Origin of the sequence: Brachybacterium ginsengisoli (assembly GCF_002407065.1) — a bacterium.
GTDB lineage: Bacteria > Actinomycetota > Actinomycetes > Actinomycetales > Dermabacteraceae > Brachybacterium > Brachybacterium ginsengisoli.
Genome location: NZ_CP023564.1, coordinates 173027 through 192084, shown reverse-complemented (window position 1 = coordinate 192084; position 19058 = coordinate 173027). Strand labels below are relative to the sequence as shown.

The window sequence follows — 19058 nt, the reverse complement described above, 5'->3', positions numbered from 1 at the left end:
CCGGCTGCCGCGAGCGGTGCTTACCGCTGGGCGGCCAGGACGTGCTTGTGGAGGAGGCCGGCGATCACACCGCCGACGATCGGGAAGACGATGAACACCCACAGCTGGAGGAGCGGGCCGCCGCCGCCGAAGATCGCCGCCGCGATCGACCGGGCGGGGTTCACGGAGGTGTTGTCGACCGGGATCGAGATCAGGTGGATCAGGGTCAGCGTCAGGCCGATGGCCAGGCCGGCGAACTTCGTGCCGCGCTCCGGATGCGTCACGCCGAGGATCACGAGCAGGAAGACCGCGGTCAGGATGACCTCGACCAGGATCGCCGCTCCGAGGCCGAATCCGCCCGGGGAGCTCTCTCCGAAGCCGTTGCTGGCGAAGCCGCCGGCGCGCGCCGCCGAGAGCCATCCCTCGGGCCCGAAGACGCCGATCAGGGCCAGCAGCGCGGTGCCGAGGACACCGCCGATGACCTGTGCGCCGATGTAGCCGGGGACCTTGCTCCACTCGAAGCTGCCCGCGGTGGCGAGGCCGACGGTGACGGCCGGGTTGAAGTGACCGCCGGAGATCGGGCCGAAGGCATAGGCCCCGGCGACGACGGTCAGACCGAAGGCGAGCGCGACGCCCACGAAGCCGACCCCGAGCGAGGAGCCGTTGTCACCGGTGCCGAAGTCGGCGGCGAACAGGGCGGTCCCCACACCGCCGAACACGAGGAGGAAGGTTCCGAGGACCTCGGCGACGAACGCGGCGACCGCCGACGGCTCCCTGCTGTCCTGGGAGGGGGAGAGATCGGTGGGAATCGGAGTGGCGGGACCATCGTGACGGGAGTTCATGATGCCTCATCAGGGGGTGGGATGGGATTTCCGATAAGCCGTACTGTCATTACGCCGGCCTGGGGGTGAATCACTCTCAACCCTATAGCGATGGGGGAAGACAGACCATAGATCGAGCACCGTGTTCCCTCGTTCGCCAGTTGCTGCTGCGTCGATGCCGCTCCCGAGCAATACCGAGCAGCACCGAGCAATACAGGGAGTTCCATTCTTCAGCGATTCCCCGAGACCGAGGAGACGTTCGGCGGGGCTGTCACGGTTATCGCAGCGATTCCGACAATTCTGGCATTATCCACGGAGCAGCCGAACCCCGCCCGGGGCTCACCCCTCCCCCGTCACCTCGATGGGATGCTCGAGCGCGCCCTCGCCCTCGGGGATCGTGGCGTGCTCCCGCAGCAGCTCGGTGCGGGCCACGTCGATGTCCACCGGGCCCGTGATCCCGGCGACGGAGCCGTCGAAGCGCAGCTGCCACAGCGCCCAGTCCTCCTGGCCCGGGCGCTTCGCGGCGGCGAAGAGCCAGTCGGGGCGGGCATCGGTGACCGGCAGGCCGTAGTGGCTGCGCCAGTCAGAGGAGGAATAGATGACCAGGCGTCGCCCCCAGGCCTCCTCGACGACGGCGGTGAAGGCGTCGATCTCGGCCTGGACGGCCGCCGCCTCGGGCTTCTCCTCGCAGGCGCCGTCGAACTCGAGGTCGAGCGCCGGGGGCAGCGCCGAGTCGTCCGGTGGGGCGGCCGCCAGGAAGTCGGCGGCCTGCTCCTCGCCGGAGGAGCACAGCGTGAAGTAGTGATACGCGCCCGGGGTGACGCCGGCGGCCTTCGCGCCGTCCCAGTTGCGGCGGAAGTGGGTGTCGGTGAAGCCGGTGCCCTCCGTCGCCTTGATGTACGCGAAGCCCACACCGGTGCTCCCGACCGCCGGCCAGTCGATCTCGCCCTGATAGCTGGAGACATCGATGCCCATCACCTCGCCGGGCTCGAGCACGGACTCCCCCGGCAGGTTCGACAGCACCGGGGCATCCTCCGGGGTGGCGGCCACGGCCATCGCCTCGTCGTCGGCTTCGAAGGGCGCCGACTCGCTGAGGCTCTTCTCCTCGTCCTCGCCGTCGCCGCGCAGCGCCCCGATCACGGAGGCGGTGCAGCCGCCGACCACGAGCAGCAGCACCAGCGCGAGGGCGCCGGCGATGATCTGGCGTCGGCGGACCTGCTCGGGTGTGAATCGGGGCACGCTGGGACGGTACCCGAGGGACCGGCGCCGACGAGGGACGCCGTGCCGGTCACGGGCGATCAGGCCGACACGTCGGGCGTCGTGCGGTCCGGCTCAGCAGGCGGTCCCTGCGGGCTCAGCGGGCGAACAGGGTCGCGAAGGCGCGGAGCAGACGGGGCGGGAGGTCGGCGCTGCGGTCGCGCAGGGCGTCGAAGACGTCCTCCATCTCGTCCGGGGAGAAGTAGCCGTGGTCGCGGTAGGCGCGGGCCCGCTCGATGATCGAGGGGATGTCCAGCTCGGGGTGGAACTGCGTGGCGTACTGCCGGGTGCCCACGCGGAACATCTGCACCGGCGATCCGGAGCCGCTGGCGAGCAGGGTGGCGTGGTCCGGCAGGGTGTGCACGGCCTCCTTGTGGCCCACGAGCCCGGTGAAGGTCTCCGGGAGGTCGGCCGCGCGGATCAGGGGATCCTCCGCGCCGTCGACGGTGAGCGTGACCTCGACGGCGGAGAGCGGCTCACCGTACGTGCGATCGATGAGGGCGCCCTGGTGGGTGCCGAGGGTGCCGATCCCGTAGCAGGCGCCGAGGAAGGGGACGTCGTGAGCGATGACCTCGTCCAGGACGCGGAAGATCTCCCGCTCAGCCCGGACCTGCGCGTCGGACTTCTCCTCGGCGGGGTCGGAGACCGTGAAGGGGCTGCCGCACAGGATGATCCCGGAGATGTCCTCGGGGCGGAGGTCCGGGAAGGGGTCGCGGTCCAGGCGTGCCCAGATCAGCTCGTCCTCTGCCAGTCCGGTGAACTCGAGCACCGCGGTGCGTTCGGTGAGGGCGACGTCGTCCTCGGGGCGGGTGGCGATCTGCACGAACGGTTTCACGAGGGTGATGCTAGCGGGCGCGTGGGGGTGGTCCTGCGCGGAGGGTCCTGGCCGTAGTCTGCTGGAGCGCCCGCTGACCTCGAAGGAGATGCCATGCCCGTCCCCACCGCCGCCCCCTCGGCAGACACCCGCAGCAGCGATCGGGGGCCCGCGCCGTCCCGCGCCGCCGTCGAGGACGTCGCCGCGATCCTGCCCGAGTGGCTCGAGACCGTGCGCCACCTGCGCCGGCAGTCCGGGTTCCAGGCGGCGATCTGGCATGACGGCGAGCTGGTCGCCGAGGTCGCCTCCGGCTTCGCCGACGAGCCCGCGGGAATCCCCCTGCTCACCACGCACCGGCTGCGGATCGCCTCCCACTCGAAGATGTTCACGGCGCTGACCCTGATGCGACTGAAGGAGCAGGGCAGGCTCCGGCTGGACGACACCGTCGGCGATCACGTCGCCGAGCTCGTCTCCTCCCCCGTCGCCGACCGCACCCTGCGCGACCTGCTCTCGCACTCGGCGGGCCTGACCCGGGACTCGGAGGACTCGCGCTGGTGGCGGCTCAGCGCCCCCTTCGCCGACCGGGCGCGGCTGCTCGAGATCGCCCGCCACGACGCGGTGCGGACCGATCCCGGCCTCCACCTGCAGTACTCCAACATCGGGTACGGGCTGCTGGGCCTGGTGATCGAGGAGATCACCGGGAGGGGGTTCGCCGAGGCGGTCGCCGAGCTGGTGCTGGATCCGCTCGGCGCCGAGGGTGTGGGCCCCGACCTCCCCGCCGACGCCGCCGGGCCGGAGCAGGCCGACGGCTTCGCCCTCGGCCACACCTCGCTGCTGCACGGGCCGCGCCGGGTGGTCGAGCAGGTCAGCACCGGCGCGCTCGCCGCGGCGACCGGGTTCTGGGCGAGCGCCGGCTCGATCGCGAGCACGGCGGGCCGGGCGCTGGCCTCCGACGAGCTGCTCGAGCCGGGCTCGCTGCGGGAGATGCGGCGCCGGATCTGGTCCCTGCACGACGGCGGCCAGTACGGGCTGGGCCTGCAGGAGGGGCGCCTGCACGGGTTCACCGTGATCGGGCACTCGGGCGGGTTCCCCACGGGGCTCTCCCGCACCTGGGTCGCTCCGGCGGAGCGGCTGGCCGTGAGCGTCATCGGCACCTCCGTGGACTCGCCCAGCTCGGACATCGCCCACGGCATCCTCGGCCTGCTGGCCCTCGCGGCGGGGCGCCCCGCCCCGAAGGCCGACGAGTGGGAGCGCGCCGGGGCGCAGGGCGGCGGCTCCGACGGCCGGGCACGGCCCGTGGAGCTTGCCGAGCAGGGCTCGGTGGAAGCGGTCGGGGCCGACGACGGCGCGGCCCTCTCGGCGCAGGAGCTGGCCGACCTGGTCTCCGGCACCTACGACTCGCTGTGGGGCCGGACCCGTCTGGCTCCGCTCGGCGGACGGCTGTTCTCGCTGGACGAGTCCGCGCTGGACCCTGCGGCGGGGGCTCTGGAGCTCTCCGTGGGCGCGGTGCGGCCCGATCCGATCGACCCGGAGATCCCGGTGATCGAGCTCGACACCTGGGGAGACACCGGCTACGGCACGTGGGCGGAGCCGGTGCTGGCCCGGCTGGTCCGCGGTGACGGGGGCGCTCTGCGCTGCCCGGGGCTGGTGGTGACGGGCCAGGTGCAGACCGCGAGCGCGGACTTCGTGATGCCCGAGCGGGTCACCGCGCCATGACCGGGGATCGCACCCAGCCCGGGTCGATCGCCGGGCACGCCATCCCTCCGCGGCTCGCCGAGGGGACGGATCCGGGCCTCACGGCATGGCGCGAACGGCTGCCGGGCCTGGTCGAGGAGCTCCTGGACCGCTGGGGTCTGACCACCGGGGCGCCGTTCCTCCCCGGCGGGTCCAGCGCGTGGGTGGCGCCGGTGCGCACGGCCGAGGGGCAGGATCGGGTGCTGAAGGTGGCCTGGGCGCACGACGAGTCGCGCGACGAGGCCGCCGGGATGGCCGCCTGGCAGGGCTACGGGGCGGCGCGGGTGCACCGTCACGAGCGGCGCGGGGAGACGGCGGCGCTGCTGCTGGACCGGGTGCGCCCAGGAGTCCCGCTGGCCGAGCAGCTGACCTGGCCGGAGCGCGACGAGGTGGTCGCCGCCGTCGCTCGTCGGCTGTGGCGACCGCCGGCCGAGCTGGTCGGGGCGGAGTCCGCCGCCGGCTTCCGTCCGCTCGCCGAGATGTGCGCCGGGTGGGCCGACGAGGCGCAGCAGCGCGCCGACGCCGACCGATCGCCCCTTCCGCGGGACCTGGTGGAGCACGGCCTGGGCCTGTTCCGCGAGCTGCCCGTGCGCTGGGACGGAGAGCCGGTGCTGCTGGCCACCGATCTGCATCCTGACAATGTGCTCTCCTCGACCGGGAGCGGCACGGAGACCAGGCTCGATGCCGGCGCCGAGCACGGATGGGTGCTGATCGATCCGAAGCCGTACGTGGGCGATCCGCACTACGACGTGCTGCAGCACATGCTCAACGATCCGGATCGTCTGCGGACTCAGCCCGGTCGCTTCGCCGAGAGGATGGCGGAGCTGGCCGGTCTGGACCCGGCTCGGGTGCGCCGGTGGCTGCTGGCCCGCTGCGTCCAGGAGGCCGGGGGCCACGAGGTCGCGGCCGACGCCGCCCTCGCGCTGGCTGCCGACGGGGTCGAGTGACGCCTGAGGCCTCGGGAGGCTCCGGGCGCTCGGGGCCGTCTGCGGCGATCGGCGGGTCTTCAGGTCCCCTTCGGCGCGGCCAGACCAGCGGGGTCGGCGTGGTGACGCTCCGGGCGCCGGAGTGCCCGATCCATTCCACGCGGTGACCGGACCCGTCCGGCTCCTCGATCCGCTGGACGCTCGACGTCCCGATCTCCTTCTGGTTGCAGTGCGCGCACAGGCCCTGCCCGTTGTCCAGGCTGGTGGGTCCGCCGCGGGAGGCGGGGTCGATGTGATCGCTCTGGCGGATCGCGGCATTGCAGTGGGGGCCGCGACAGCTGGTGTCGCGCCAGGTCAGGAAGCGTCGCATGGCCGGCGGGTAGGCGCGCGCGGTCGACTCCATCGCGATCAGCTCGCCGGAGAGCGGGTGGGTGTAGAGGCGACGTATCTCGGCGCGGACGGACGGCCCGTCGGCCCCGATGGGATCCTGCGAGGGATCCTCGGGCTCCGCGGTGGCGGCGCGCAGCTGGGCGCGGACCGCCTCGGCGGGGACCGGCCCGTAGCCCTCGAGATGCGCGGTGTCCCCGACGTCGGGGCGGAACAGCGCCCGGTCGGTGATGATCACGCCGATGTCGAGCAGACCGGGGGCGATCGTTCCCTCGTCGCGGCCCAGCAGGGCGTCGGCGAAGGCGTCGGCCATGGCGGCGCCGTGGCCCTCCCGCGCCCCCGCGGTGCGGCGCCGCTCGGCCTCGAGGGAGAAGCGCTTGTGGATCCGGGCCGCATCGACCGCGGAGAGCCGGGCGGAGAGAGTGGCCATGCCGTGCCGCCCGGGACGCATCGTCACGTGCCGCTCGGCGAGAGCCCGCCGATGACGGAGTGCCGAGCCCTCCGGATCGAGCTCGCCGGCGATGGTCGCGACCGCGTCCGCCCAGCGCCGGGTGCCGGCCCCGTCGAACTCGGGAAGCCGTTCGCCCAGGCATCGATCCACTTCGGCGGCGACCCCCGGCGGGAGCCCGGAGACGGCGCCGGCCACGGCGTAGGCGGCATCGCTGCTGATCCTGCCGGTGCGCAGGGCGTCCATCATGCGGGGCAGGATCTCCACCAGACGCTGAGCGGAGGCGAGGGTGCGACCGGCCATGTGCGGGGAGCGGCGGGTGATGAACGAGAGGTCGTCCCGGGTCGCGGCATCCGCCGCGTCCTCCACCTTGGGGGGAGAGGCGCCGGCGCCGCTCTCGTGGCCGGCACGGTCACGGGCCTCCGCGTGGCGGTCGCGGCGGGTGATGTCGCGCAGGGCGATCACGGTGCGCGCCTCGATCGCGTCCATCGCGGCGGCGCCGGCCTGGAGGTTGGCGAGCACCTCCGCGACGTCCCGGCGGGCGCTCCCCTCGATCGCGAGAGCCTGGCCGGGATCACCCGCGAGCTCCTGGAGGAGGAGGGCGAGATCGCCGAGGGCCGCGGCGAGGGCCGCCGGTCCCGCCGCGCGCAGGCCGTCCAGGAGCGCCTGCGAGGAGTGCTCTCCCCCAGAGCCCGGAACGTACGGCGAGATGGTCATGGCTCCATCGTTCCCGCAGGTGGGTGGACAGGAAAGGGCCTGTCGGAGAATGTGGATCCGCCGGCGGTGTGGAGGAACGGTCGGAGGTCGCGATGCGCGACAGGAAGGGACCACAATGGATGCCATGACGACTCTCGCCGACTTCACCGCCACCACCATCTCCGGCACGGAGCAGCCGCTCTCCGAGCACCTCGGCTCGGTGGTGCTCGTGGTGAACACCGCCAGCAAGTGCGGCCTGACCCCGCAGTACGCCGGCCTGCAGGACCTCCACGAGCGCTTCGGCGAGCAGGGGCTGACGGTGCTGGGCTTCCCCTGCGACCAGTTCATGCACCAGGAGCCCGGCACCGAGGCGGAGATCTCCGAGTTCTGCCAGGTCAACTACGGCGTCACCTTCCCGATGTTCGCGAAGGTCGAGGTCAACGGCGAGGGTGCGCATCCGCTGTTCCAGTGGCTCACCGGCGCGCACGGCGAGGACATCCCCGCCGGCGAGATCGAGTGGAACTTCGGGAAGTTCCTCCTCGGCCCCGACGGCACGGTGCAGCACCGCTACGCGCCGCCGGTGGAGCCCGCGGACCTCGCCGACGACATCGAGGCCCTCCTCGCCGACCGGCGCTGAGCCCGCCGACCGTCGCTGAGCCCGCCGACCGGCGCTGACAGCGCCGGCCGACGAGGAGCGCACCGCCCTCAGGCCCCTCGGCCCGGCGTCACTCCCCGCGCGCCCACCCGTCGGCGACGACCTCCGCGCGGTCGTCGGACCGGTCGGTGTCGAACAGCTCCTGGCCGTCGGCGAGCACCCGCAGCCTCCCCACCCAGGCTCCGAGCCCGCGCGTGGAGCCGTCGGTGCTCAGACGCAGCCGCACCTGGATCTCCCCGACCAACGGGGTCCCGTCGTCGGCGAGCGCGAACGTGCCGTCCCACACCGCGCGCCTCCCCCAGCCCGTGAGCTGCCCGTCCGGCACCTCGACCGGCTCCTCGTGCCGGGCCTCGAGGCGGCCCGCGAGCGGCGCCCAGGTCTGTCCCTGGTCGGCGGAGGCCTCGAGCGTGAGCACGTCATAGGCGGTCTCGAGGTGGACGAACAGGTCCGCACGCAGCTCCGCAGGGCCCTCCTCGAGCTCGACCGCGAGGCTCAGGGTCGCGACGCTCGCGTCGTCGCCGCCCGCGTGCCAGCCGTCGCGGACCTCCCTCGGCACCAGTCCCAGCGCCTGCGCGACGCAGGTGGAGACCTCGCGGCGGGTCACCGAGGTGGTGGACCATTCGCGGGTGGGATGCACCGAGTTGGTCAGCATCACCACGATCGTGTCGGTGAGCGGGTCGATCACCAGCGAGGTGCCGGTGAACCCGGTGTGCACCCCGCTGTACGGGCTGGTGAGGCCCGCGTGGTAGAACCAGGCGGAGAGCTCCGGCCCGAGCCCGCGGCGCGCGCCGCCCACCCCGGTGACCTCCGCGATCCGGTCGGTGAACATGTCCTGCACCGTGCCGGCCTCGAGGATCCGGGCGTCGCCGTAGCGGCCCCCGCCGAGGAACATCTGGGCGAGGACCGCGAGGTCCCGGGCGGTCGAGAACACCCCGGCGTGCCCGGCGACTCCGCCGAGCGAGTGGGCGTTCTCGTCGTGGACGTGCCCGTGCACGAGATAGCCGTAGTAGTCGACGTACTCGGTCGCGGCGATGCGGGGCTTCAGCTCGGCGGGCGGGGTGTACATCGTCTCGGTCATGCCCAGCGGCGCGGTGATGTGGTCGTGGACGTACTGGTCCAGGCGCTGCCCGGAGAGCTTCTCGACGATCAGCCCGAGCGTGATCAGGCCGAGGTCCGAGTAGACGTAGGCGGTGCCCGGCGGCGTCTTCGGCGCGACGGTGAGCACGGCGTCGATCCGGGAGGGGATGTCCGGGAAGGCGGAGTAGAGGTTGATGAAGGCGGGCAGCCCGCCGACGTGGGTGAGCAGGTGCTGCACGGTGACCTCGCCCTTGCCGTTCTCGGCGAAGCGCGGGAGGTGGTCGGCGACCCGGTCGTCCAGGCCCAGCAGACCCTTCTCGACATGCTGCAGCACCGCCGTGGCGGTGAAGATCTTCGAGATCGAGGCGAGGTCGTAGATCGTGTCGGTGCGAGCGGGGATCCGCTCGGCCTCGGGCAGCTCGGTGGTGGCGTCCTGCCAGCGCAGCGCGTACCCGTCGGCGTGCTCGTAGGCGATGCCGGCCTGCGAGGCGACCAGCACGGAGGCGCCGGAGAAGCGGGGCGGGTCGTTGTCGAGGCCGGCTCGGAGGATCCCGGGGATCTCGTCGAGGACGGCGGGGTCGAGGCCGACGGACTCCGGCCGGGCGTCCCGCAGCGTCCTGCCCGACTCGCGCCGGTCCCAGGGGTGGCGGTGCGGGCCGCCGCGGCTCCAGTCGGGGGCGGAGCGCGCCGAGCGGGCGGCGGGTCGTTCCTTGTGCGGGGCGGGATCGCCCATCGCGCGGGCGGCGGCGGGCAGGCCGACGACGCCTGCCGCGGCGAGTGCGCCGGCGGTCAGTCCGGTCCGGCGGGACAGTCGGGGTTCCATGGAGCTCCTTCGCTCGGGGCGGCGTCCGGCCGTCCCCTGGTCGGTCCGGCCCCCACGCCGCCGTCCAACCTAGCCAGGAGGGTCCGCTGCGGCAACCGTCACACGCGGTCGTCGGGCCCGAGCTGCGCGCGCGCCCGACGCACCCCGACGATCCCCACCAGCCGCGCGATCGCCGGCCGGAGCGGCTGATCGTGCGGGTGCATGCCGGTGCGGCCGGTCATTCGCGTTCGAGCTCGAGGACCGGCACGCAGGCCGGGCTGAAGCCGAGCACCTGCCCGTAGAAGGACAGGGACGCCTCGACCGAGCGGATGATCGAGGTGGCCTGGCGGAAGCCGTGCTGCTCCCCCTCGAACAGGATGTAGGCGTGCGGGATGCCCTTGGCGGCGAGCGCGTCGCGGAACAGCTCGGACTGGCTCGGCGGGACGATGCGGTCCTCGTCGCCCTGGAGCAGCAGCACCGGGACCTCGAGCTCGTCGACGTGGCTGAGCGGGGCCCGCTCGACGTACAGGTCGCGCCGCTCCGGGTAGGGGCCCACGAGCCCGTCGATGTAGCGGGACTCGAAGTCGTGGGTGTCCTCGCGGAACTTCTCGAGCTCGGCGACGCCGAAGCTGGAGACGCCCGCGGCGAAGGTGTCGGTGCGGGTCAGGCACGCCAGGGTGGTCCAGCCGCCGGCGCTGCCGCCCTCGATCGCGAGCCGGCTCCCATCGGCGATCCCCTCGCTGACCAGGTGATCCATCACGGCGACCGTGTCCTCGACGTCCACCACGCCCCACTGCCCGCGCAGACGGTTGCGGTAGCTGCGGCCGTAGCCGGAGGAGCCGCCGTAGTTCACGTCCACCACGCCGAGGCCGCGCGAGGTGTAGTACGCCGCCGTCAGGTTCAGCACCGGCGGGACGTGGCCGGTGGGGCCGCCGTGGACCCGGGCGATGAAGGGCGGCAGCTCGCCGTCCTTGCCCGCGATGCCCTCCTGGCGCGGCCGGTGCACGATCGCGTGGACCACCCCGCCGCCGGGCAGCGGCACCTCGATGCTCTCCCCTTCGGGCAGGAGGCCCGGATCGGGGGCGTCGCTGCGGGAGGAGCGCAGCAGGGTGAGAGCGGAGAGGGCGGGTGCGGAGGATCCGGCCGACGGGCCTGCGTCAGTTCCGGCCGACGGACCGGCCACCGCGAGGTGGGCGACGTAGATCGCCGGGAACTGCGTGGGCGAGGCGCCGGCGAGCAGCAGGAGGCCGTCGCTGCGCAGCTCGGCGGCGCTGATCTGGGTCAGCGGGCAGTCCAGCGCCGTGAGCTCGCCGGTGCTGATCCGCAGCAGGGACAGCGACGTCGCCGCGCGACCGTGCTGCACGAGGGCGAGGTCCTGGGCGAGCACCTGGTACCAGGTGGTGCCGAGAGCCCACATCGGGCCGGCGAACTCCTGGTCCAGCTCGAGCACCTGGCGCGCCCCGTCGGCCGCGGACCACACCCACGGGTTCCACCAGTCGGAGCTGTCCTCGAGGAACAGCAGCCGCTGGTCGTCGAGCCATTCGGGCTGCATGACCGAGACGTCGGTCGCGCCCGCGACGATCTCGCCCTCGCCGGCGCTGCCGTTCATCAGCGGCGCGACGTGCAGGAGGGTGCCGTCCCACGGCATCTGCGGATGCTCCCAGCTCAGCCAGGCCACGCGCTCGCCGTCGGGGCTGATCCGGGCGTGGGCCACGAACCGGGACGACGGGGTGACGCGGCGCAGGGCCTCGGGGTCCTCCGCGGCCGAGCCGTCCAGCGGCACCGCCACCACGTAGCGCTCGATGTGGGGAGCGCCGTCCTCGCCCGTGCGCGGGCCCTCGATCCCGCCGGTGTGGTCCTCGCAGATCCACCACACCTCGCTCGCCCCGGCGATCTCCACCACGGTGGGATCGGCCCAGCGCAGCGACGGTCCGTGCGCGGACTCCACCTCGGGGCCGACGGGGGTGAGCGGCCGCGGCTGCTCCCCCTCCCGCAGGGCGTAGACCCGCTGGTCCTCGAAGTTCACGAAGACGACCAGCGGCGGCAGCTCCTCCTCGGGAGCGACGCCCGGCTCCGGGCGGGCGCCGGGGGCCACGGCCCAGCTTGCGCCGCCGTACTCGTGCACGCGCGAGCGGGCGTTGAACGGTGCGGGCAGCACCGTGACGGGCTCCGCGGGGGCGGGATCGGCGCCGGCCTCCGGGAGGCCGACGGGCCCGGCCGAGCGCACGATCGCCTGGCGGCCGCCCTCGGTCGCGATGCCCTCCGTCCACCAGACGGCGTCCCCCACCAGGCGCGGCGCGCCCAGCCGGGTGCCCCCGGTCGCGAGGAGCTCGGCGGTCAGGGGCGAGGGCCAGGACCCGTACGGCAGTGTCGTCACCATGGGGCCAGAGTAGGCAGTCCGGGCGGCGGGGACGAGGGGAACGATGGATCGGGCTGGTCAGGCGAGGATCGTGCCCTCGACGGTCAGCACCGTCCCGCCGCCCACCCAGATCGTCCCGTCGGCCTCGACCTGCACGTCCACCCGACCCTCCCGGCCGCGGACCGTGCCCTGCGCGACGGTCCAGCGCTCCGGCGCGTCGCCGCGGTCCACCAGCCACTGGGCGATGCCGGCGTTGAGGCTGCCGGTGACCGGGTCCTCGACGCCGACGGGCGCGAAGGCGCGCACCTCGTAGAGGGGGCTGTCCGTGCCGTCGTGCCAACCCATGACGCCCACCTTCCGGGATCCGAGCAGGGCGGCGTCCGGCTCGAGCGCGAGCACCTGCTCGGCGGAGTCCAGCTCGACGACCTGCCATCCCGGGCCGTTGTCCGCCCAGGTGTGTCCGCGCACTGCGGAGCGCTCCACCCCGAGGGCTGCGGCGATCGCGTCGACCTCGTCCTCCTCAAGGGGGCCGCTGCGCAGCAGGGGCGGGGCGGCGAAGGCGAGCTGGTCACCCTCGCGGCGCACCTCGATCAGCCCGGCCGCGCACTCCTGCACGATCCGCTCCCCCGCCGGGACCCCGCCGGCGTGCAGCCAGGCCCGGGCCGTGCCGAGGGTGGGGTGGCCGGCGAAGGGCAGCTCCTGGGAGCCGGTGAAGATCCGCACCCGGTAGTCGGCGCCGGGCACCGTGGGCGGCAGCAGGAAGGTGGTCTCGGAGAGGTTCGTCCAGGCGGCCAGGCGCTGCATCTCCTGCGCGCTCAGACCCTCCGCCTCGAGCACCACCGCGAGCGGGTTGCCCCGCAGCGGCCGGGTGGCGAAGACGTCGAGCTGCGCGAAGCGGCGGCGCACGGGTGCGGCAGGGGCAGGCGCGGCAGGGCCGGAAGCGGCGGAGTCGGTGGTCACGGGGCGATCCTCCCACCCGCGGCGGCGTCCGGACCGGAGCCCGTCGGCCCCGCCCATCCGGCGAGCCTCGCGAGGCCCACGATCCAGGCGCTGAGGGTGAGCATCTGGGCCCGCTGCGCGAGGCCGTCCACGAGGTCCAGGCCCGGCCACAGGGCCACCAGCACCTCGCTGCCGAGCTCGGCCGCGCAGCCGATCGCGACCACGACCACCGCCGCGGTGAGCCAGCGCGGCCGGCGCTCCCGGGGACCGCGCAGCAGGATCCGCGCCGCGGCGGCGCTGGCCACCATGCCGCCGACGGAGACGATGCTGGACAGGTCGTGGACCAGGTGGCGGGTGCGGTGAAGCTCCTCCGTGCCCGGCGCCGGGAGCGTGATGATCGCGGCGAGGATGCCGCCCGCCGCGAAGGCCGCGACGCCGCCGAGCACCACCGTGCGCCAGCGGGACCGCGGCAGCGCGCGCCGCACCGCGGGGAGCTGGGAGAGCACCAGCAGCGCGGAGACCACGTCGGTGGTCCGCAGCAGGCCGGCGCTGCGGTGCCCGGGGATCTCGAGGGCGCTGACCTGCTTCGCCCACTCGTGCGGGCCGGGGATCATCAAGTCCAGGAGGAAGTTCGAGTACAGCACCGCGGCCGTGCAGCCGATCGCGAGGTGGAGCCCCCGTCTGCGCCTGGTCATCCGGACCCCTCTCCTGCGGGCCGTGCCGGAGGCCCGCCCCCGATTGTGCGCCTGCGTTCCTGGGAGCGCGAGAGCCCACCTACAGTGATCGCGTGACCTCCCCCGCCGCTCCGGACCGTCGGCGCCGACCCACGAGCGTGGGCCGCGCGATCCGCTCCAGCCGCCTGCACGTGCTGGACGATCGCTGGCCGGACCGTCTGGCCGTCGCGGTCCTCACCACGGGGCTGTTCTCCCTCCTGGTGACGATCGTCCCGACCTGGCGCCGCTTCTTCGACCGACCGGCGGATCCCGTCTCGCTGCTGGTCATGCCGATCGTCCCCAACCTCATCTACCCGGCGCTGCTGATCGTGGTGGCGGTGGCGCTGCGGCGCCGGCTGCGCGCCGCCTGGTGGTTCCTGCTGCTGTGGTGGGTGCTGGTCCCGCAGACGGGCCGTGTGCTCGCGCTGATCCACTCCCCGCGGCACCGTGACGCCGGCCCCCGACCGCAGGGCCTCGAGGCGCTGGAGCCCGGCCACCGGGTGCTGGCCGAGATCGGCCTCGTGCTGGGCTGCGCGGTGATCGTGCTGCTGCTCCTGACCCGCTCGGGGTTCACGGCGCGCCGCGTGCCCGGCAGCCTCCGGGCGGCGCTGACGCTCTTCCTCACCGGCGGCGCGGTGATCCTGACCGGCGGCGCCTGGCTGGTGCAGAAGGTCGGCGACGCGGAGTCCTATCCGGCCGCGGCCGGGTTCGTCGCCGGTCGTCTGCTCGCCGACCTCGGCCGCCTGGAGGCGGTGGGCACGGTCAGCGCCCCCTGGTGGGTGCATCTGCTGCTGAACCTGCTGGGCGCCGCAGTGGTCCTCACCTCCGCCCTGCTGCTCTTCCGCCCGCCGCGCGGGGACCACCGGCTCCCCGCGGCCGACGAGGCCCGCGTGCGCACCCTCCTGGCCGAGCACGGGGAGCACGACTCCCTGGGCTACTTCGCCACCCGTCGCGACAAGGCCATGGTCTGGGACACCGGCGACCCGGCCACCGCCCGGGCCGGCATCTCCCACCGCGTGGTCGGCACCGTCAGCCTCGCCAGCGGCAACCCCGTCGGCGATCCCGAGCACTGGGACCGGGCGATCGAGGCCTGGCGGCGCCTCGCCCGCGAGCAGGGCCTCTCCCTCGCCGTCATGGGCGCCGGCGAGGAGGGCGGCCGCGCCTACGCGGAGGCCGGGCTGGTGGTCTACGACATCGGCGACGAGGCCGTGCTCGCGCTCGAGGACTTCACCCTCTCCGGCCCGGCGATGCATCCCGTGCGCCGGGTGACCCGTCGCCTGCACGACGAGGGCTGGAGCGTGGACGTGCGCCGCCAGAGGGACCTCACCGCCGCGGAGCTCGACGCGATCGTGGCCGGCGCCGGGCAGTGGCGCGGCGACGGCGGCGAGGAGCGCGGCTTCTCGATGGCGCTGGGCCGGCTCGGCGACCCGCTGGACGGCGACTGCCTGCTGGCGCTCGCCCACGACCCCGACGGGCGGCTCCGCGCGGTGCTCGGCTTCGTGCCCTGGGGCGCGACCGGGGCGTCCCTGGATCTCATGCGCCGCGACCCCTCCGCCGCGAACGGCGTGGTGGAGCTGCTGGTGACCACGATGGCGGAGCAGGCGCCCGGGCACGGCGTGGGCCGGCTCTCGCTGAACTTCGCCATGTTCCGGGAGGTCTTCGAGCGGGGCGCCGAGATCGGAGCCGGTCCGCTGGACCGGCTGTGGCTGCGCGGCCTGCGCGCCGCCGGCCGCACCTGGCAGCTCGAGTCCCTGTACCGCGCCAACGCCAAGTACCGCCCCACCTGGGAGCCGCGCTACCTGTGCTTCGAGCTCGCCTCCGACCTGCCCAGGGTGGGCGTCGCCGCCGGGACCGCCGAGGGCTTCCTGCGCACCCCGGGGCTGCTCGCACGCGGTCGCCGCGGCGCGGTCGAGGCGGGCCCGGAGGCCCTGGTCTCGGACGGCGCCGAGCATGCCGCGGCGGTGCGGGCCCTGATGCCGGAGCCGGCGGACCCGCTCGAGGAGGCCCTCGCCGCGCAGCGCCTGCCGGAGCAGGTGCGGGTGCGCCTGGCCAAGCTCGCCACGCTGCGGGCCGAGGGGATCGACCCCTATCCCGTCGGCATCGAGCGCACCAGCACCCTCGCCGCAGCGCGCGAGGCGGCCGCCGGGCTCGGGGCCGACGCCCGCTCCGGGCACGAGGTGCGGATCGCCGGGCGGGTGATGCGCCGCCGCGAGCACGGCCGGATCGGCTTCGCGACGCTCCGGGACGGCAGCGGCGACCTGCAGGTCATGATCGCCGACGCGGCCGATGACGCCTCGTGGGAGGTGTGGCGCCGCCTCGACCTCGGCGACCAGATCGCGGTGCGCGGCGAGCTGATCACCACCCGCACCGGGGAGGTCAGCGTGGACGCCGCCGGGCTCGTGCTCACGGCGAAGTCGCTGCGGCCGCTGCCGGACAAGCACCACGGGCTGAGCGACCCCGAGGCCCGGGTGCGCGAGCGGGCCGTGGATCTGGTGGTGCGGCCCGACGCCCGCACCACCGCCTATCAGCGGGCCACCGTGGTGCGCAGCGTGCGGGACACCCTGCACGAGCTGGGCTTCACCGAGGTCGAGACCCCGGTGCTGCAGGCCGTGCACGGCGGCGCCTCCGCCCGGCCGTTCGAGACGCACATCAACGCCTACGACATGGACCTCTTCCTCCGCATCGCCACCGAGCTGCACCTCAAGCGCCTGGTGGTGGGCGGGATGGAGCAGGTCTTCGAGATCGGCCGGCAGTTCCGCAACGAGGGGGCGGATGCCTCCCACAACCCCGAGTTCACCTCGCTCGAGGTGTACGAGGCCTACAGCGACCAGCACGGCATGCGGCGCCTGACCCAGCGGATCATCCAGGACGCGGCCCGCGCCGTGCACGGCGCCCCGATCGGGCTGCGGCCCGGGGCCGACGGCCGGCTCGAGGAGTTCGACCTCTCCGGCGACTGGCCCGTGGTCCCGCTCGCGACGGCCGTCTCCCGGGCTCTCGGCGAAGAGGTCGAGGTGGGCACGCCCGCGACGGACCTGCACGCCCACGCCCGACGGATCGGGCTCGAGCTGGATCCGCGGCTCGGCGGGGGCGCCGTGCTCGAGGAGCTCTACGGGGCGCTGTGCGAGGGCAGCACCACCACCCCGGTCTTCTACACCGGCTTCCCGCGCGAGAACGCCCCGCTGGCCCGGCCGGACCGGGACGATCCGCGCCTGGCCGAGAAGTGGGACCTGGTCATCCAGGGCTCCGAGCAGGGCACCGCCTACTCCGAGCTCAACGACCCGGTGGACCAGCGTCGGCGCCTGGTGGCCCAGTCGCTGCTGGCCGCCGCCGGGGACCCGGAGGCGATGGCGGTCGACGAGGACTTCCTGCGGGTCCTCGAGCTCGGCATGCCGCCGACGGGCGGGATGGGCATGGGCATCGACCGACTGGTCATGAACCTCACCGGGCTGTCGATCCGGGACACGATCCTCTTCCCGCTCACCAAGCCGCGCTCCCCCGGCGGGAGCCGCTGACAGAGGGGCTCCTCGCCGACGGCGGGCTCCGGCGCCACGACGGCCGACGGGCGGGCCGCGCCCGGAGGCGTGGCCCGCCCGTCGGCGGTGTGCTGCCGAGGAGAGCTCAGGAGCGGGTGCTCAGCGCCCGGCCTCGTCGAGCGCCTGGTCCTCGGCCTGCATGGCCTCGAGGCCGTAGTCCTCGGGCTCGGACTCGGGGATGTCGGTGCCCGACAGGGACGCGCCCGCGGTCTCCTTCAGGAAGACCAGCGCGATCATGCCGATGACGCAGCCGAGCATCACGTAGACCGCCGGGAACTCCAGGAACCCGGTGGACTCCACGACCGCCTCGTTGATCGGTGCGGCGGTGCCGCCGAAGATCGAGGTGAACACGTTGTAGGTGACCGCGAAGCCCGCGAAGCGCACATGCGCAGGGAACATCGCCGGGAAGGTCGCCGAGATCGTGGACAGCTGCGGGATGTAGAGCAGGCCCAGCACGGCGAAGCCGACGATCGCCAGGCCGAAGCTCTGCCCCATCAGCATGTACATCGGCAGGGCCATGACGAACAGGCCCACCATCGAGAACCACCACATCTTCTTGCGGCCGATCCGATCCGACAGGGATCCGCAGAACGGGATCACCGCCATCATCGCGACCTCGCCGATCAGGATCACCATCAGCGACTCGTTGCCGGTCAGGTGGATCTTGGTCTCGAGATAGCCGGGCATGTAGGTCAGCAGCGTGTAGTTCGCGATGTTCAGCGGGATCACGAGGCCGGCCATCACCAGGATCGGCTTCCAGTACTCGACGATCAGGTCGCGCAGACCCTTCGTCGCGCTCTCCTCGGACTCGCCGGCCTCCTCGAGGTCCTGGAAGACCGGGGTCTCGTCGAGACGGGACCGCAGGTACAGGCCGATGATGCCGAGCGGGCCCGCGACGAAGAACGGCACGCGCCAGCCCCAGGCCGCCATGGCGTCCTCGCCGATGATCAGCTGCAGGATCAGCACCACCACGGTGCCCAGCGCGAAGCCGCCCAGGGTGCCGAACTCGAGGAAGCTGCCGTAGAGGCCGCGTCGCTTGTCCGGGGCGTACTCGGCCATGAACGTGGCCGCGCCGCCGTACTCGCCGCCGGTGGAGAAGCCCTGGATCATGCGCAGCAGGGCGAGCAGGATCGGGGCGAGGACGCCCACCTTCTCGTAGGTCGGCAGCACGCCGATGAGGAAGGTCGCGGCCGACATCAGGATGATCGTCAGGGCGAGGACGTGCTTGCGGCCCAGACGGTCGCCGAGCGGACCCCACACGAAGCCGCCGAAGGGGCGGGCGATGAAGGAGATCGCCAGGAAGGCGTAGGTCCAGAAGAGGCCCTCGGATCCGGCCGGGAAGAAGTGGGCCGCGATGTAGGTGGCCACCACGGCGTAGGCGCCGTAGTCGTACCACTCGGTGGCGTTGCCCATCGCCGAGGCCGCGACGGCCTGGCGGATCGTCCGGCGGGGAGGGAGATCCTCGAACGCGGTGCCCTCGGCCGGGGTCGTGGTGGATTCGGAGGGTCGCGGATCAGGGGAAGGGGTCGATGTCGTCACAGACGTCTCGTCCGTTCTTCGCGCACGTGCCGCAGCACGCTGGTCGGCACTCCCCGACTGCTCGGACGGACGCCCGAGCTGCGGGAAGCGGCCGATGGCAGGACGCCACCGGACTGCCGACGGGACGGGGACCCGGTGCTCGGCCGGCAGATCCCGTCGACAAACGGCGCCACGGTATACAGCCAGCACGCCGCTCGCCACCCAGTGAACCCCACCGTCGGATTGTCCGTACAGGTGATCGCGAAGAAAAACTGATTCTCGACATCGACCGAGCGCATGGTCGATCCGCGCTCGCCGAGCCTGTTCACGGACAGGCCGACGCGACGGGGCGGGGGTCGTGAGACACTGACCGCGGAGAGCCGGGAAGTCTGGTCGGCAC

At 73.5% G+C, this 19058-nt stretch carries 12 protein-coding genes and 1 pseudogene; 4 read left to right on the top strand and 9 right to left on the bottom strand.

Going from position 1 to position 19058, the window contains the following annotated elements:
• Positions 1-20: 20 nt before the first annotated feature.
• The 3 genes from aqpZ to CFK41_RS00885 all read right to left on the bottom strand — a co-directional run bounded on the left by aqpZ (position 21) and on the right by CFK41_RS00885 (position 2892).
• Complete coding sequence (gene aqpZ / locus CFK41_RS00895) at positions 21-821, bottom strand: aquaporin Z (RefSeq protein ID WP_096797972.1); 801 nt, start codon at positions 819-821, stop codon at positions 21-23.
• 318 nt (positions 822-1139) lie between these two features.
• Positions 1140-2039 (bottom strand): GH25 family lysozyme, encoded by a 900-nt coding sequence (locus CFK41_RS00890; RefSeq protein ID WP_096797971.1) that lies wholly within the window; start codon positions 2037-2039, stop codon positions 1140-1142.
• 115 nt (positions 2040-2154) lie between these two features.
• A complete protein-coding gene (locus CFK41_RS00885) occupies positions 2155-2892 on the bottom strand; it encodes a glutamine amidotransferase (protein WP_096797970.1) in 738 nt (245 codons plus the stop codon).
• Positions 2893-2985: 93 nt separating this feature from the next.
• Between CFK41_RS00885 and CFK41_RS00880 the strand changes: the two genes are divergently transcribed.
• Together CFK41_RS00880 and CFK41_RS00875 are read left to right on the top strand one after the other, a co-directional pair.
• Positions 2986-4587: a serine hydrolase domain-containing protein gene (locus CFK41_RS00880; RefSeq protein ID WP_096797969.1), complete on the top strand. Its 1602-nt coding sequence runs from the start codon at positions 2986-2988 to the stop codon at positions 4585-4587.
• Positions 4584-5552, top strand: a complete 969-nt coding sequence (locus CFK41_RS00875) for an aminoglycoside phosphotransferase family protein (protein ID WP_096797968.1) — start codon at positions 4584-4586, stop codon at positions 5550-5552. The genes CFK41_RS00880 and CFK41_RS00875 overlap by 4 nt, the downstream gene beginning before the upstream one ends.
• A 205-nt stretch (positions 5553-5757) precedes the next feature.
• Here the strand turns inward: CFK41_RS00875 and CFK41_RS00870 are convergent.
• Positions 5758-6855 (bottom strand): annotated as a pseudogene (locus CFK41_RS00870) (DUF222 domain-containing protein); the annotation flags it as partial.
• A gap of 352 nt (positions 6856-7207) precedes the next feature.
• On the opposite strand from CFK41_RS00870, the gene CFK41_RS00865 reads away from it, so the two are divergent.
• Positions 7208-7699, top strand: a complete 492-nt coding sequence (locus CFK41_RS00865; RefSeq protein ID WP_151904624.1) for a glutathione peroxidase — start codon at positions 7208-7210, stop codon at positions 7697-7699.
• 88 nt (positions 7700-7787) lie between these two features.
• On the opposite strand, the gene CFK41_RS00860 is transcribed toward CFK41_RS00865, so the two are convergent.
• The 4 genes from CFK41_RS00860 to CFK41_RS00845 form a co-directional block, all read right to left on the bottom strand.
• Positions 7788-9617 carry a serine hydrolase gene (locus tag CFK41_RS00860; RefSeq protein WP_096797966.1) on the bottom strand — a complete coding sequence of 610 codons (1830 nt, stop codon included), beginning with the start codon at positions 9615-9617 and terminating at the stop codon, positions 7788-7790.
• Positions 9618-9834: 217 nt separating this feature from the next.
• Positions 9835-11976 carry a prolyl oligopeptidase family serine peptidase gene (locus CFK41_RS00855; RefSeq protein WP_096797965.1) on the bottom strand — a complete coding sequence of 714 codons (2142 nt, stop codon included), beginning with the start codon at positions 11974-11976 and terminating at the stop codon, positions 9835-9837.
• A gap of 57 nt (positions 11977-12033) precedes the next feature.
• On the bottom strand, positions 12034-12915 hold the full coding sequence (locus CFK41_RS00850) for a PhzF family phenazine biosynthesis protein (protein ID WP_227873152.1): 882 nt from the start codon (positions 12913-12915) through the stop codon (positions 12034-12036).
• Entirely contained in the window at positions 12912-13589 is a 678-nt protein-coding gene (locus tag CFK41_RS00845) for a DUF998 domain-containing protein (RefSeq protein ID WP_096797963.1), read from the bottom strand. The genes CFK41_RS00850 and CFK41_RS00845 overlap by 4 nt, the downstream gene beginning before the upstream one ends.
• A 92-nt stretch (positions 13590-13681) precedes the next feature.
• On the opposite strand from CFK41_RS00845, the gene lysX reads away from it, so the two are divergent.
• Positions 13682-17119 (top strand): bifunctional lysylphosphatidylglycerol synthetase/lysine--tRNA ligase LysX, encoded by a 3438-nt coding sequence (gene lysX, locus CFK41_RS00840; protein WP_169928763.1) that lies wholly within the window; start codon positions 13682-13684, stop codon positions 17117-17119.
• Positions 17120-17239: 120 nt separating this feature from the next.
• On the opposite strand, the gene CFK41_RS00835 is transcribed toward lysX, so the two are convergent.
• Complete coding sequence (locus CFK41_RS00835; RefSeq protein WP_227873151.1) at positions 17240-18679, bottom strand: MFS transporter; 1440 nt, start codon at positions 18677-18679, stop codon at positions 17240-17242.
• Between the last annotated feature and the right edge of the window lie 379 nt (positions 18680-19058).